Raw genomic sequence first — 15,297 nt, 5'->3', positions numbered from 1 at the left:
ACGGGAGTTTTTTAAGTTGGCGCAAAAATAGTGATTTTATTCCACTCCATGCATCATCTTCTGCAATTTCTTTGAAAGCAGGAAGAGGATGAGCTACATATCCTTTACTGCGAAACAGATAACAAAGTAGTTATTATTTTTCGTATCTTTGCTCGTAACTTAAATGAATAAGCTGCGATGATAAAAATATTTCCTACCATCCAAATAAAAGAACTGGATGCTTATACGATAGAAAATGAGCCTGTTTCGTCCATAGACCTTATGGAACGCGCCTCTCAGGCATTGGCGCAGGCGATAGCCGAACGTTGGAGTGTGGAAACACCTTTTACGGTATTTGCCGGACCCGGAAACAATGGCGGAGATGCACTGGCCGTTTCACGCTTGTTGGCGGAACAAGGCTATCGGGTAGAGGTGTATCTTTTCAATACAAAAGGCGTTTTGTCTCCGGATTGTGAAACGAACAAGGAACGCTTGGCAGGAGTTGCCGGAGTGGATTTCCATGAGATAACCACGCAATTCGTTCCGCCGGTCTTGACTGCGGAGCACGTGGTGGTAGACGGGCTGTTCGGCAGCGGGCTGAACAAACCTTTGAACGGAGGCTTCGCTGCGGTAGTGAAGTACATCAATTCCTCTTCGGCTACGGTAGTTGCCATTGATGTGCCTTCCGGTTTGATGGGAGAGGATAATACCTATAATATCCAAGCTAATATCATCCGTGCAGACCTGACGCTGAGCCTGCAACTGCCGAAGCTGGCATTTCTTTTTGCCGAGAACGAACCGTTTGTGGGTGAATGGCAATTGCTGGATATCGGTCTGAGCGAGGAAGCCATAGATGAAAAGGAGACGGACTTTGCATTGACGGAACATGAGGATATGCCGTCGATGCTGAAGCCTCGTGGTAAGTTTGCCCACAAAGGGAGTTTCGGACGCGCCTTGCTGATAGCCGGTTCGCAAGGTATGGCAGGGGCGTCGGTGCTTGCGGCACGTGCTTGTCTGCGTTCCGGCGTGGGGTTGCTGACGGTTCATGTTCCTTTCTGCAATAACTTTATCGTGCAGACTTCCGTACCGGAAGCTATGACGGAAATAGATATAAACGATGTACGCTTTTCATGCGCCACCGATACGGACGATTATCAGGCGGTGGGCATCGGTCCCGGATTGGGCAAGGCGGGGGATACCGAAGCCGCCTTGCTGGAACAGATAGAATCTTGCCAGACGCCCATGGTGGTGGATGCCGATGCACTGAATCTGTTGGGAGAGCATCGCAGTTACATCGGTCGTCTGCCCAAAGGCAGTATTCTTACTCCGCATCCCAAAGAGTTGGAGCGGTTGGTGGGAAAATGCCAAAATTCGTATGAACGCCTGATGAAAGCGCGTGAACTGGCAAGAAGCGCCGGAGTACATATTATATTGAAGGGAGCTTATTCCGTTGTTATCACCCCGTCGGGCAAATGCCGGTTTAATCCTACCGGAAATCCCGGTATGGCAACGGGGGGCAGCGGTGATGTGCTGACCGGTGTTGTACTGGCTTTGTTGGCGCAGGGGTATGATGCGGAGACGGCTGCAGAGCTGGCTGTCTATGTTCATGGCTTGGCGGGAGATATTGCCTGCAAAAAGCATGGTGCTATGGGAATGACGGCAGGCGATATTGTAACTTGCTTGCCGTTGGCATGGCGGATGCTGGAGGAGAAATAATGGTTTCATTTATAGATAGTTTCTATAAAGTTTGAATTCTGGAGTTTCCTGTTCGCATACAATAGTGGATAGTGCCGATGGTGCTGATAGTCCCAATAGTGCCGTGCCGATAGTGCCGATAGCGCAATAGCGCCAATCTATGATGATTTTTCTAAGCCTGAAAGGCTTTTATCTTATAGCCCGGGGTAACACCCCGGGCACAGGTGTCTCAAGATTTGCGCCCTGTAAGGGCAAAAGATACGTATATGGGTCTTTTGCCCTTACAGGGCGTAATATTATTATTCGCATATTGCGGATGTGTCAAAACGAATTTAAGCTATCATTCTGTCATTCAGAACGAAGTGAAGAATCTCTTCTCCTGACATATAAGAGAAAAGATTCTTCGTCGCAAGCTCCTCTGAATGACAGAATGATAGCTTAAATTCGTTTTGATGCATCCCTCTATAAGATAAAAGGCTTTCAGCCTTAGGGGTAAGTTAGGATCTTGTTTGTATATGTTTTTTTGTAAACTGCATATTAATATTGATGTTCTGATGTCTTAACATGCCATATACTAACAGATTTGTATTTTTACATTCTCGTCGTAATATGGAAACATCCTTGTTTCAATTCATATTTCACGTAGCACTTCTCTGCCTTCTTCAAATCACGCAAAACCTCGGACAGCACCAGTTTCAGCGTATCCGGGCTGACATCCTGTAACGGACGTCCGTCCTCATCCTCAACCTTCTGAAAGCGTTTCCAACTGACATCGAATGTAGTGCCGTAGAAGTGGGCGGAATTCTCGGATGCGTTGCCGTTGCGTCGGCGCAGACGTTTCACGTCATCTTTGGTGCGAAGTACGGAAGTTACTGTAATCTTGTTCGGGTTCAGCCCTTTGGCGGTCAGAGAATCAAGGAAGTTATAACCGATAGTGTCGAGTAGGGTAGCCGCTCCCGGAATGAGATACGGAATGGAGTGCGTCAATGAATCTACCGCATATAAATCGTTCGTCGCGATATATTGCAGCTTCTCTTTCATTCCTTCCGCTTCCTTGCGCGATGCCAACGGACGGATACCGATAGCTTGCGCCACATTCAGATGTTTTTCATTCAAATCGCCGAAAGAGCGTTTGTAGCTGATAACACCCCGTATATTGCGCGGTTCATTCAGTTTAAGTGACATATCCTTCTTTTTGCATCCCGCCAGACAGCAGGTCAACGCCATGCTTGCCAATAAAAACAGGGAGATAAAACGGTTTTTGCTATACATAATTAATTCTGAATCTGTGTAAATCTGTGTAATTTGCGGTAAAATCCCTGCAAAGATAATGTAATCTGTCAGAACAATCGGAAGAGTATGCGGCTTTTTTCCTGTCTTTTTGTACCTTTGCAGCCAAAATAAGGAGGTAAAAAGAAACGTGCAACGATATTTTATCTATTTGGCTTACGACGGCACAGCCTATCATGGCTGGCAAATTCAGCCCAACGGTGCGAGTGTACAGGAGTGTTTAATGAAAGCGCTCTCCACCTTGTTGCGGCGTGAAGTGGAAGTGGTGGGCGCAGGGCGTACCGATGCCGGTGTACATGCTTCTGTGATGGTGGCGCATTTTGACAGCGAGACTTCGTTGGATGTAACGTTTATGGCGGACAAGCTGAATCGCTTGCTCCCTCCCGATATTTCCGTATATCGTCTGCGTGCCGTGCGTCCCGATGCCCATGCGCGTTTTGACGCTACGGCGCGTACATACAAGTACTATGTCACTACCGCCAAAATGCCTTTCGACCGTCAATACCGTTGCCGCCTGTTCCAAACTCCTGATTTTGAACGGATGAACGAAGCCGCACAGACTTTGTTTGAATATACGGACTTCACCAGTTTCAGCAAGTTGCATACCGATGTCAAAACCAATAATTGCAAGATAATGTATGCCGCCTGGACACAAGTGGATGAAGTAACTTGGGTGTTCACCATTCAAGCCGACCGTTTTCTGCGGAACATGGTGCGTGCCGTGGTAGGCACGTTACTCGAGGTGGGCAGGGGCAAACTTACCGTTGAGGGTTTCCGCCGTGTTATCGAACAGAAAGACCGTTGCCGTGCAGGGACTTCCGTACCCGGCAACGCATTGTTCTTGGTAGACGTTGCCTATCCGGAAGAAATTTTTTTGAATGAAGAATGAGGAATGAAGAATTTTCATTAACTGTCAGCTGTTATTTTTAACTATCAATTATCAACTTTCAACTAAAAATGTGGTTATTATTAGCCTTCCTCTCAGCAGCCTTGCTGGGATTTTATGATGCCTTCAAGAAGCAGGCGCTCAAGGACAATGCCGTGCTTCCGGTCTTGTTTCTGAATACGGTATTTTCCAGTTTGATATTCCTTCCGTTTATCTTGGTGTCGGTTTTTGCTCCGGCGGTATTGGGCGGTACGATGTTCGATGTTCCTGTAGTGGGGTGGGATGTGCATAAATTCATCATCATCAAGTCTTTCATAGTCCTCTCCTCGTGGATATTCGGATATTTCGGAATGAAACATCTGCCGCTTACCATTGTAGGCCCTATTAATGCCACCCGTCCGGTAATGGTACTTGTGGGAGCGATGCTTGTATTCGGCGAGCGGCTCAATCTTTATCAATGGATAGGTGTGATGCTGGCGGTGCTGTCGTTCTTCATGCTGAGCCGTTCCGGCAAGAAAGAAGGTATCGACTTCAAGCACAACAAGTGGATTCTCTTTATTGTGTTGGCGGCTGTGACGGGGGCCGTCAGCGGACTGTACGATAAGTATCTGATGAAGCAACTGCCGCCTATGGTGGTACAGTCATGGTACAATATCTATCAGGTGTTTATCATGTGCCCCATTATCCTGTTGCTGTGGTATCCCAAGAGAAAGGAGAGCACGCCGTTCCGCTGGGATTGGACCATCATCGGCATATCCGCCTTTCTCTGTGCGGCGGACTTCGTGTACTTCTACGCTTTGAGCTATGAAGATTCCATGATTTCCATCGTATCTATGGTGCGGCGTGGCAGTGTGGTTGTCTCCTTCCTGTTCGGTGCTCTTTTCTTCCGTGAAAAGAATTTAAAAAGCAAGGCGGTAGACCTCATTTTGGTGTTGATTGGAATGTTCTTCCTATATTTGGGGAGCAAATAGGATTTTGGGTGAATTATGGCGGAAGAGCTATGCTCTTATCTGCAATATGATTTATTTAAGAAGAAGAATCTAGTATCGATAAAATAATGCAATGATATGGTGAAGAAGTTGGTAGTCTTTTTGTTTGTACTATGTATGGGAGTTGGTTCTTTGTCGGCGCAACTGGCAAAGACTTGTTTCACCAATATGCCCGATTCCTTGAGTCCGTTGCTTACAGCCGTGAACCGCGCCGACTTCATCGACTTTCTGGAGAGTAAGATGAAAGCCGAAGTAACCAACCGTTTTGGCGGCAAGTCGGAAATGACGGAGCTTACCCCCGATTATATCCGTGTGCAGGTAACGCCCCAAAGCATCTGGCAGATGAAACTTCTGTCTGTGAACGACAGTACCCGTCTCATCTGCACCGTTTCCACCGTATGCGCTCCGGCTTGCGACAGCCATGTCAAATTTTACACAACCGACTGGCGGGAGTTGCCGTCCGCGCCCTATCTGGCGTCGCTTCCCGGCATGGACGATTTCATAACACCCGCTTCCGATACGGTAGATGTGTATAAGTATCAGGATGCCCGCCTCCAAGCCGATATGCTCTTGATGAAAGCCGACCTTTCGGGCAAGGATGCCACACTGACCTTTACTTTCACTACTCCCGACTATATGGAAAAAGAAGCGGCGGAAAAACTGAAACCGTTTCTCCGCCGCCCCGTAAGCTATACGTGGAAAGAAGGAAAGTTCGTGCGTGAAGATTAAGATTACTTCACCTTAATCTTGTCGAATCCCTCTCCGTACACTCCGATTACCTGACTTTGCGATACAAAGGCGTTCGGGTCTATATCTTTTATTAACCGGAAGATAATGGTCGATTCCCGCTTCTTGGCAAGGACAAACAGCATCTTTATCTCCTTGCCGGTGTAGAATCCGGACGCATTGATTACCGTTGCGCCCCTGTGCGGATATACGTTGATATGCTTGGCTATTTCTTCGTACTTTTCGCTGATGATGAAGAATTGTACGGACTGGCGTGCGCTGTTCACCACTTGGTCCAGTACGAAGCTGCAAATGTAGAGGGTGACATAACCGTATACCACTTTTTCCCAGTCCTTCAGCACAAAGTAGCTGGAAGAAATAATGATAAGGTCGCAAATCAGCATCACCCGTCCCAGCGTGATGTCTCTGTATTTATTGATGATAGCGGCTATAATATCCGTACCGCCCGTACTTCCGTTCGAGGAGAAAGCGATGCCGATGCCGCCGCCACAGAAAGACGCGCCGATGACGCATGCCATGAAAGGCTGGTCGTGCAGCAGTTGGACGCCGGCTGTCAGTTGCTGAATGACGGGCAGAAAGAAAGTCAGGGTAAAGACGGCAAAGATTGTCTTGATGCTGAACTTCCACCCCAAAATGCGGATGGCGAGCAGTAGCAACAGGAAGTTGATGCCGAAATAGACATATTGTACCGGTAGCCCCGTTGCAAAATATACCAGTGAAGCGATACCCGGTACACCGCCTGTGGTGATGTCGTTGGGAAGCAGGAATACCGTCCACCCGATGCCATACATAATCATGCCTAAGGCAATCATTAGATAATCCCGCATCTCACGAAATATGTTCTGACGGGAAGGAATGTTCACGTTCATTTGTCGTTTGCAGTTAAATTGTTGTCTTGCAATAGATATTGTGGTTTTACAACTAAAAATCGGACAAAGATAATACTTTCTTATATCTCAAAATATAAAGCTATAGATATTTTATCTGTTTGCAGAAACCTTTCCGGCGTTTTAGTAAATCTCCGGCAAAGAATTAGTAAATCTTTGCCGGAGATTTACTAAAACGTTCCTTGCTGCATTATAAAACAGACAGCAAATGAATTGCTTCAAATGCTGTCTGTTCTCATGAGAAATCTATCGTATCTTCAGATAAGAAGGATTTAAAAGCATGCCGAATTGGCAAATTCTTAGTTACTATTCCCGGTAAACCTGCATAATATGCAAAATCCATTTCGTCCATATCAATTCCGAATGTTGCATCAAAAAGTATCAGGCATCCTTTGTTTGTTTTCAAAAGGGGGCTTTATTGCATCTGAAGTGTAATATATATTGTATTGGAGTTAACATCGGGTTCATCTTCTGATATGGTAGATGCTTTGGTTATCCGATTAATCTTAAAGTTTTCATTATTTTTTGGTATAATCAAGCTGATAAGTCGTGTTATGTGCTACATACTAATAGGCATTATGGGCTTTACACGAAAAAAGCCGCATTTCTCATGCGGCTTTTGGTACCATAGTCTTTTAATTTATGTCTATATTATAATCGCTCTATTTATTTTATGGGAACAACCTTATCTGCCACGCTATTGTTATACCATTCTTTAGCATTTTTTCCACCACTGGTTACCCATGATGCAAATTGGGGATAAGCATCTTTAATATCTATTTTCTCAATAGGATGCGAAATTTTTGCAGGAATCTTAATCCCCCATACAAAATTTTTATCATTGTGATAATCAGCCCATTTTACGCTGCCTGTATAAAGCTTACTGGTTGGGTATCCTTTTAAATGGATTTCTTCACCGGTAGCGCTATTACGAAGGAAGAAATTAAACGCCTCTGCATGGTTGCTATAACATTCTCTTATTATTTTTTCTTGCTCACTTTCCATAAATCCAGCTTTTAATTTGATAGTACAAGTCAAACTGGGCATTGGCCGTACATCTGATTGAGGCAGGACATTAAAATAGCCTTTATCTTTCAGATTTTCTGTACCGGTAAGAAGCAATACGGCGGGAGCGTTAGAGCCTTTATTTAGTAATTGCATACCTAAACCTTGCTCCGCGTTAATTTCAATATTATCACTTATCATCTTAGCTGGTACCTTGCTCAATTCCAAAGCTAATTGATAGGGCAAAGTACCGCCAATAGCCTGCAATTTCAGTTTGATTATTATTCTGCCATCAATAAAATTTCCAGAAATAACCCCTGAAGGATATTTTACAGTTGTGTTGTATTGCACGACAAAGTCATTAAAGTCGTAATCGCCCAATGCCGGATATAAATCCTCAAACATCAACGTTCCAAATCCATGTTCAGAAGGGGAAGAGGAATATGAATTTGCACCAATAAAACTACCTCTATATTCTTCCACTTCTTCTGGCAGACGTATTCCAATCTGTTGTTCGGCTCTTGTCTGCGTTACGGGTATCGCAACTTTCTGAACTTGCAATCCGCTTGTTGTTGCATATTGCACATAGAAACTTTCACTACTCACAGGGAGTTCTAAAGTAATCAAGTTCTCTTTGGCTGCCTCGACTAAATATGTCGCCAAACCTTCTTTACAGGCTTCATCCCCATAAATATCCACTATACAGTCCACAGGTGCGCTAAAATCGCATTTTACCATATGTGTACTGTTCCAATCAAAAGATTGTGGCACTTGCAAGTCTGTCGTTCTCTGCAGATGGTCATTTTCCGGATTATATACGTCATTGCTGCAACTAACGACACTCATACATAAAATACTTAATAACAATAAATTCCAAGTTCTCATAATCTATGTTTGTTATGGTTGCATTACAAGGTACAAAGGTACGATAAAGTTGCAGAATTTGCAACAAAATTGTGCAAAATATCAAGTAAATAGTCCTGACTTATGAAAAGGTATCTCATTGGTAGGTGGCTCTGTTGTCACATTTTGTTTTGTTCAGGGTTGAACTCTAACATTTGTTGTTGTAACTTTGTTTATCAGGAATGATTTTCTGAATATACTTTTTAGAGACCATTCGATTTCGGTTTACGTCTTGGTTTACATATGCCCCCTGAAACCGCCTAAATCTATGCTTGTAGTAACCTCTTAAAAGCAGAAAACCTCGACAGTTAATTGCTTAACTATCAAGGTTCTCATTAAGAGCGGAAGACGGGGCTCAAACCCGCGACCCTCAGCTTGGAAGGCTAATGCTCTTCTGCGGCTGCCAAAAGCTGCGCTTTCGTCAGCAACCAACTGAGCTACTTCCTTTTATGATAGCTATCTTTAGAATCTGATTCTATTTAGAAACTATTGGTTGACGTCTTGGTTGACTTTTAAGGTCAAGTGCCAAGAATGGTTCATAATAAATAAATTAATAATCTCTTTTGCAGAATAAACCTGCATTGCAAAAATAGCAATTATAAAATGAAGTTTCAACTATCTATATAGTTATTCAAAGTAATCATAGTACTTTTTTGAATTGGGGTCTATAAAACTAACTTTCACTAAAAAAGGTACTATTATTGATTGAAACACATTATAGCTGTTATATACTGCTTATTCATAAAAGTGCATAAGTAAAGGCGACAAAGATAATCAATGCCGCCTTTTATATTCCACTTATTATTCTACACGTTGATATGTATAAGAGTCTCCCACATAAGTTATTCCATCTTCATCTAAATCTCTCAATGTCAAAGCGATTGAATTTAATGTGAAAATTTCACTCATGCACCACGTATCTTCATCACTGAATTTTTCATAAAGAATATTGTTCTCTATTTTGTAGATACCATGTTCCGAGTATGCCCCATCATTAACACTTGTATATAGAAATGTTCCATCATTATTAAATGTTACGTGTGTAGCTACTTGTCCGTTGTGAGTTAATAGCTTCCAGTTGCCAATGATAAGGGCTGAATCTATCGAGCCATCTCCTTCGATAATATTTTTAAAATCACCCCAGCCTTGAGCTATCCAATAATCATTATAAGTACCTTTAGGTATGTACAGTTTACAATTATTCAACACTTCACTGTCAAAACAAAACTCCGTTATAGTTGGGGGAGTTATAGGTAAACAATGTATTTCTTGTAGTTGCGTGCAATCAGAAAATGTAGAGTATTCTAATCTTCGTATGTTCTTACCAAGAGTGATGGATTTTAAACTTTTACAATTACTAAATGAATATCCATCAATATATTCAATTTCATTATTGACAGTAACGGATGTTAGTTTTGTGCAGCTTTCAAATGCTGAATATCCTAAATATTTAATATTGTTAGGTATTTCATATGTCAACATCTGTAACCCCGCAGGAAAACGAATTAAAGTCGTCTCTTTTTTGTCAAAAAGAATGCCTTGTATAGATTTACAATAGGGATTATCGGAAGCAACATTTATTGCCTGCAAATTTATGCAACCATCGAAAGCTCTGGCACTAATGGATTTTACATTGCTTGGAATATTTATTGATGTCAAGTTTTTACAATCTTGAAAAGCCGATTCCGAAATTGTATTTAAACTATTTGGTAAAATGATATTCTGCAAGGATATGCAATTAAAGAAGCAATTAAAACCAATAGAAAGAACAGAATTGGGTATAGTAATAGAGCTTAAATTTGTACATTCACTAAAGGCAGAAGCTCCAATTTCTGTAACTTTTTGAGGTAACAATATTGTTTCTAACGCCTCACAATAACTAAACATATTACTTGCGATGATATTATTAGGTCTGTACAAGGCATCTACAATTTCACATTTAGTAATGTCAAGTTTAGCAAGTTTCCCTTCTGTTCGAAAGCCTGCCATCTCCTTAAGAAAACGTATATCTGCATCATTTATCGTCCCGGTTAAAGTCAAATTGGTAATTTGATATTTTTTTGACGCAGCTATCATACTGGAAAGACTTCCTGCCATTTCTATATGCAGATGGATTGTTGAAGGGTCATAAACTGCCCCTTCTTGGAAAATATTTATTGTATCATTCTCTATGTCATTCTGAAACACTACAATTCCATTCCTGCTATGTTCTTCTATATTGGATGCTATCTCGAAATAAAGTTTATTGTTAATCAGTCCTTTTGTTGTAGGCATTTGTGTTATCCATTTATAATCAGAAGGTATCAGTACTGTATAATCTATGTTCGCACTTAATTCCACTTCGATAATTTCACCGTTGGTAGAAACATTATAGTCTTTTTGTGATATGATGATTGCATTTTTCTGTGCCTGCACTATTTTCAATGTGTCTTTTATGGAGCTGTTCTTATCATAAAAGATAATCTCTGTTTCTCTGCTGTCGTAAGTTTCATTTGGAGCAATGGTATAATAAAGGGTATGACTTGACATTCCGCGAGTCTTTGCTGCGGACTGCACCCAATCCACATCAGGCATTTTAACATCAAATTCAAAATTGCTTTTTAAATCAACAGCAATCGTTTCTCCTTTGTCACTCACTGAATACTCGCTTTTGGTAAGCAACAGAACACCTTCTCCGCTTTGGTACACATGGACTGTTTCAGAAAGTTCACCGCTTTGGATTATAATTTCTCCAGTTCGCTTATCATATTCTTCACTTGGCGCAATATCAAACGAGAGATTATTACTGGTTAGTCCACGTGTCTTAGCTGATTGGCTAATCCAACTTTTGGATGTTTCCGATATAATAACTTCATATTGAATATTGGCTTTTACTTCCACATTAATTTTACCGCCATTTTTACCTACTTCAAATTTATTTGCTGTAAGGGTCATAGCGTCTTGTTGCTTTTGGTTGATGATAACAGTTCTGCTTGTACCACCTGCTGCTATGGTAAGAGACACATTCCTATCATCATAACCTTTGTTTGCTGCTACTTTGATTTGAATGTTGTTGTCTCCTGCTTTTCCATTTAAAGGAGTAACCGTACACCAATTCTCACCATTAGCAGTATTGGCAAGGCTTGCAGTCCAATCTCTGTTAGTTGAAAAAGATAATGTTTTTTCTCCACCATTAGCTTCAAAATCGAAAGAAGCATCACTGATTGTAATTTCATCTATAACGGGCTCCAGTGGCTTTTTGTCTAATTCATCATCGCCACAAGAACTAAATCCTGCGCATACGGCAATCAATAATGAAGTTGCCAGCAATCTAAATGTTTTCATTATCGAGTTTAATCTACGCTCACCTGTTCCCTACAATGAGCCATAAATAAAAAAGATGTGGGAACACTATTTGCTTTACCCTATTCTCTGGCTTCTCGCATTGCCTTTGCTGTGGATAAAACAATAGCGACCCACACCAAAAGGCATATAGAAACCTCACAAAGATGAGGTAGGTATATATCCAAGTGTGGGTGCTACTGCTATCATCTTCACAGCATTTCAAATTTTGCGAGAATTTGAGAATAGAAGATAATTTCAATAACACCTTTCGTTAAATATGTCCTTCCAACTCCCTAACGCATTAGTTCATTGGAATTGATGCAAAGATAGTGAAAGGTTTTAAATCATTAGGTATGAAGTGTGGATTAATAGTAAATTCTATGCCCTCAAACATACTCTGAATAGGTTGTAGAGTTAAAGTTTATTGTTCCGGCTGATTTTTAGGTAGGACAAATTCAGATTGGGGTATATAAGATTGACCTTACTCTAAATTTGTCCTGCCTTTCAAAGTGACTTCACGACATCAACCCTGCTCTGACAAGTAATCTCTTGACTTGTGTAATCTGAAACTTGCATCCCTTAGATGTAACGAAGCCTTGCTCATTCAACAGACAAGTCATTTCGGATAATGATTTGCCTTGCATTGATAGTGACCGTAACAGTGCTATCGCTCTCATGTTATTTGGATTGTTATCTGCTTTAGCCTTGTTGGTAACGATACTATGTTGAACAGCTTGTTCAAATTTATTCATCAAATTCTCCGCTTTACCAAGCTGCACACCCCTTGCTTTTTTGGCTTGAAGTGATTGTTTGGTTCTCTGACTGATTAATCCTGCTTCATATTCGGCTATGCTACTGATGATATGCAGAATTAATCTGTTGGCTTGTGGAAAGTCACAGAACACAATCTCAACATCACTCTCCAACAGCTTAGAAGTAAATGCAACATTTCTTGACAACCTATCCAATTTGGCTACAATCAGAATAGAATTTGTTTTCCTGCACATCGCTAAAGCTGCAAGGAGTTGAGGTCTGTTAGATTTCTTCCCACTCTCCGTTTCAATATATTCAGCAAGTATGGGTTTATTCTTTACATGGTTGTGTATAATCTCCCGTTGTGCTTCTACACCAAGACCCGATATTTGCTGCTTCATGGTGGATTGTCTTAGATATGCTATGTATGTCTTCATAATTCACAATTATTAATAGTTGGTTACAAGTGCTGAATGTTCGTTCAGCTTATGTAAGTAAGGACACCCAACTTAAAAATTGAATGTCCTTTTAAGATGATACGCTATAACTGTCCTTCGTCTGCGAAGCTGTAATATCCTGCATCTGTTAATATGAGGTGGTCTGTTACTGTAATCCTCATAAGTCTTGCAGCATCCTTGACCTGTTTAGTAATCTCTATATCCTGTCTACTTGGTTTCATGCTACCACTTGGGTGATTATGTGCAAGAATAATGGCTACTGAGTTGGTGAGTAATGCAGCTTGTAGAATTACTCTGACATCAGCACAAGTTTCAGTAATTCCACCCTCTGATATGAGAGTGTAGCCTAAAACTTGGTTGGATTGGTTTAGGAACAGAACCTTGAAGTATTCTTTGTAACAGATAGTTCCTTCCTTATATGTAGGAAGCAAGTATTTATAAGCGTCTTCCGAACTATATATTTTGCTCCGGCTTTTTGAAGTGGATTTGTAAGTTAGTTCCACTTCTCCAACAGTATAATCTATATCCATAATATCAAGTATTAAAATGGTCTATCGCCATATTCATAAACAAGAATTGAATTGCATACTCTATCGTAGAATGAGAACCCACAGCAAGTATGGAAGTAGCTTTCATAAACTGCTGCATATTCACCATGCTGCCTGCTGTTCCTATCCAAAAATGAATCAAACTTATGTAGCCAATATTTAAGTGCTTGTAAGCGTTTGATGTATTGCAGATTATTCTCACAGTAGCATAATTTCTCTTGTAAAGAAGTGATATGATTGATAGCATTTTCAATTTTAGATTTATCCATGATTGTAATATTTGATGGTTAATAAAATGAAGAAAGGACAACTAACTGAATAGCTGCCCTTTCCTCTCTCAATCAACAATCCACTCAGCCCAAGAACCAAGCGTATTTGTTATCAAGTCCTTGCAGGACATTGTTAATTCCTACACTGACTTCCGTAGCGTTTACAGCTCGTTGCAGATAAGTATCAATGTAGCTTCCCTTGTTAGCCTGCGTCAAAAGGTTGTGGAAATCGAACATTGATATGGCGTTGTCCTTTGCTCCGAACACTTCGTTGTGGTAGTAGTCGCGACAAACAGAATTAATCTGACTGTCCGTAATCAGAAGTCTTGGAATGGCTTTCTGCCTTGCAGGTGACAATGCTTGAAACATTCTCATTCTTCCAGCGATTTGCGCGAACTGTGTTTCGGACAATGAAGTGTTGGTAAGTGACTGCATCAAGTGGATTTCCTTTGCAGGGTTGAAACTGTGGAATAATTCAAGCACGTTTCTATAAAGTTCGCTGATATTGGTTACTTCCATATTGAACTTGGCACCTTCTCCCGTTAAAATTTGATTGCTACAAATTCTAACTCTCCAGCCTACAAAACAAGAAAATTTCTCCAAGCCTTTGGATGCACGATAAAGGTTGAGGTCTGAATAGTTCCTTACCCCACCGATGCACAATTCAAGTCTTTGCCCTCTTACCGTTTCGATAATGGTTGGAATGGTAAAGGCAAATGCAAGACGTTGGTAGAATTGTGTCTTTTCACATTCTAACAGTTCACTTGCTTTCTTGCCTAAACTTTGAGGTGTTCTGCCACGTACAATGTGTGAAACTCTAATATCCGGCTCATTCACTCTTTCACCTGCATAGAATGAGCAAGCCGCATCGTGCACACATGAAATAAAGTCTTGGTGTGCGATAGTCAATTCTTGGTTAGCCCAAGTTGGAACAACGCATTTGTTTGTAAGCTCGTCCATAGTGATTGCATCGGTGTTGGCTTCCAAAAAGTTTACGCTCGGCTGTACAGTTGGTTCGTCTTGGATAATGGCAGCTTCTTCCGCATACTCGCCTAAGTTAAATCTCGATTGGTTCTGTGCCATGATAGGCATAATTTGTAATGCTTCCATAATGAATTTGAATTAAATGATTATTGATTGAATGTTTTTAACAAGAACAAACCCTAAACACAAGTGAATTTCTTCGCTTGCATCTAAGGCTCGTTCTATGTCTTTCCCTAAATATTCTTTTAAAAGAAATTCGGAGCATTAGTAAATTATTGCTTGGCTATGGGAATAGAATTGTGAACATATACGCTGCTGACAAAAGACATTCTTTTTCATGGATGATGTGAGGTAATAGTATCATCGTGAAGTAAAGAATGCTTTTTTCTTCCATGCCCATGAGGGGGCATAAAAAGGTGGTGTACCTCCGTTTTTATCATCTGACACAGCATGGGGGAGTGAATTACGACATGAAGATATGTTCAAATAAAAAAAGAGTCCCCACTTTCATCAGCGGAAACTCTTCGTTTATAAATGATTTGATAAAGTTAAATATTAATGATAGAGTACCTTTTTAAAA

Annotated in this window: 12 protein-coding genes and 1 tRNA gene; 4 read left to right on the top strand and 9 right to left on the bottom strand. The window is 41.2% G+C overall.

All coding sequences use genetic code 11. The annotated features are described in order from the left end of the window. Positions 1 to 180: 180 nt before the first annotated feature. On the top strand, positions 181 to 1,695 hold the full coding sequence (locus DW121_RS00945) for an NAD(P)H-hydrate dehydratase (RefSeq protein WP_187119996.1): 1,515 nt from the start codon (positions 181 to 183) through the stop codon (positions 1,693 to 1,695). 570 nt (positions 1,696 to 2,265) lie between these two features. On the opposite strand, the gene DW121_RS00940 is transcribed toward DW121_RS00945, so the two are convergent. Further along, complete coding sequence (locus DW121_RS00940) at positions 2,266 to 2,946, bottom strand: DUF5715 family protein (protein WP_118322814.1); 681 nt, start codon at positions 2,944 to 2,946, stop codon at positions 2,266 to 2,268. Positions 2,947 to 3,094: 148 nt separating this feature from the next. Between DW121_RS00940 and truA the strand changes: the two genes are divergently transcribed. From truA to DW121_RS00925, 3 genes are all read left to right on the top strand, one after another. Further along, positions 3,095 to 3,853, top strand: a complete 759-nt coding sequence (gene truA, locus DW121_RS00935) for a tRNA pseudouridine(38-40) synthase TruA (protein ID WP_118322811.1) — start codon at positions 3,095 to 3,097, stop codon at positions 3,851 to 3,853. Positions 3,854 to 3,921: 68 nt separating this feature from the next. Continuing rightward, positions 3,922 to 4,821, top strand: a complete 900-nt coding sequence (locus DW121_RS00930; RefSeq protein WP_118322809.1) for a DMT family transporter — start codon at positions 3,922 to 3,924, stop codon at positions 4,819 to 4,821. A 96-nt stretch (positions 4,822 to 4,917) separates the two neighbouring features. After that, a complete protein-coding gene (locus DW121_RS00925) occupies positions 4,918 to 5,568 on the top strand; it encodes a DUF3256 family protein (RefSeq protein WP_118322807.1) in 651 nt (216 codons plus the stop codon). A gap of 2 nt (positions 5,569 to 5,570) precedes the next feature. Here the strand turns inward: DW121_RS00925 and DW121_RS00920 are convergent, their stop codons facing one another. The 8 genes from DW121_RS00920 to DW121_RS00885 form a co-directional block, all read right to left on the bottom strand. Then, positions 5,571 to 6,455, bottom strand: a complete 885-nt coding sequence (locus DW121_RS00920) for a YitT family protein (RefSeq protein ID WP_117711164.1) — start codon at positions 6,453 to 6,455, stop codon at positions 5,571 to 5,573. A 684-nt stretch (positions 6,456 to 7,139) separates the two neighbouring features. Continuing rightward, complete coding sequence (locus DW121_RS00915; RefSeq protein WP_117711165.1) at positions 7,140 to 8,363, bottom strand: LruC domain-containing protein; 1,224 nt, start codon at positions 8,361 to 8,363, stop codon at positions 7,140 to 7,142. A 361-nt stretch (positions 8,364 to 8,724) separates the two neighbouring features. Further along, a tRNA-Gly gene (locus tag DW121_RS15560) sits at positions 8,725 to 8,828 on the bottom strand. Between the two features lie 354 nt (positions 8,829 to 9,182). Beyond that, entirely contained in the window at positions 9,183 to 11,705 is a 2,523-nt protein-coding gene (locus DW121_RS00910; protein ID WP_118322804.1) for a leucine-rich repeat protein, read from the bottom strand. 515 nt (positions 11,706 to 12,220) lie between these two features. Further along, positions 12,221 to 12,895: a recombinase family protein gene (locus DW121_RS00900; RefSeq protein WP_057329276.1), complete on the bottom strand. Its 675-nt coding sequence runs from the start codon at positions 12,893 to 12,895 to the stop codon at positions 12,221 to 12,223. A gap of 104 nt (positions 12,896 to 12,999) precedes the next feature. After that, positions 13,000 to 13,446, bottom strand: a complete 447-nt coding sequence (locus tag DW121_RS00895) for a RadC family protein (RefSeq protein ID WP_118322798.1) — start codon at positions 13,444 to 13,446, stop codon at positions 13,000 to 13,002. A gap of 11 nt (positions 13,447 to 13,457) precedes the next feature. Next, positions 13,458 to 13,733 carry a hypothetical protein gene (locus DW121_RS15750; RefSeq protein WP_016271279.1) on the bottom strand — a complete coding sequence of 92 codons (276 nt, stop codon included), beginning with the start codon at positions 13,731 to 13,733 and terminating at the stop codon, positions 13,458 to 13,460. Between the two features lie 84 nt (positions 13,734 to 13,817). Further along, complete coding sequence (locus tag DW121_RS00885) at positions 13,818 to 14,843, bottom strand: DUF3871 family protein (protein WP_118322796.1); 1,026 nt, start codon at positions 14,841 to 14,843, stop codon at positions 13,818 to 13,820. Positions 14,844 to 15,297: the final 454 nt, after the last annotated feature.

It is taken from the genome of Bacteroides sp. AM10-21B (assembly GCF_003472565.1).
GTDB lineage: Bacteria > Bacteroidota > Bacteroidia > Bacteroidales > Bacteroidaceae > Bacteroides > Bacteroides propionicigenes.
The sequence above is the reverse complement of the archived record's forward strand: the minus strand, read 5'-3'. Positions and strand labels throughout refer to the sequence as shown.

Coding starts and splice junctions, on each gene's coding strand:
- DW121_RS00925 (WP_118322807.1), top strand. CDS start 4,918: ATGGTGAAGAAGTTGGTAGTCTTTTTGTTTGTACTATGTATGGGAGTT.
- DW121_RS00885 (WP_118322796.1), bottom strand. CDS start 14,843: ATGGAAGCATTACAAATTATGCCTATCATGGCACAGAACCAATCGAGA.
- DW121_RS00940 (WP_118322814.1), bottom strand. CDS start 2,946: ATGTATAGCAAAAACCGTTTTATCTCCCTGTTTTTATTGGCAAGCATG.
- DW121_RS00910 (WP_118322804.1), bottom strand. CDS start 11,705: ATGAAAACATTTAGATTGCTGGCAACTTCATTATTGATTGCCGTATGC.
- DW121_RS00895 (WP_118322798.1), bottom strand. CDS start 13,446: ATGGATATAGATTATACTGTTGGAGAAGTGGAACTAACTTACAAATCC.
- DW121_RS00930 (WP_118322809.1), top strand. CDS start 3,922: ATGTGGTTATTATTAGCCTTCCTCTCAGCAGCCTTGCTGGGATTTTAT.
- DW121_RS15750 (WP_016271279.1), bottom strand. CDS start 13,733: ATGGATAAATCTAAAATTGAAAATGCTATCAATCATATCACTTCTTTA.
- DW121_RS00920 (WP_117711164.1), bottom strand. CDS start 6,455: ATGAACGTGAACATTCCTTCCCGTCAGAACATATTTCGTGAGATGCGG.
- DW121_RS00915 (WP_117711165.1), bottom strand. CDS start 8,363: ATGAGAACTTGGAATTTATTGTTATTAAGTATTTTATGTATGAGTGTC.
- DW121_RS00900 (WP_057329276.1), bottom strand. CDS start 12,895: ATGAAGACATACATAGCATATCTAAGACAATCCACCATGAAGCAGCAA.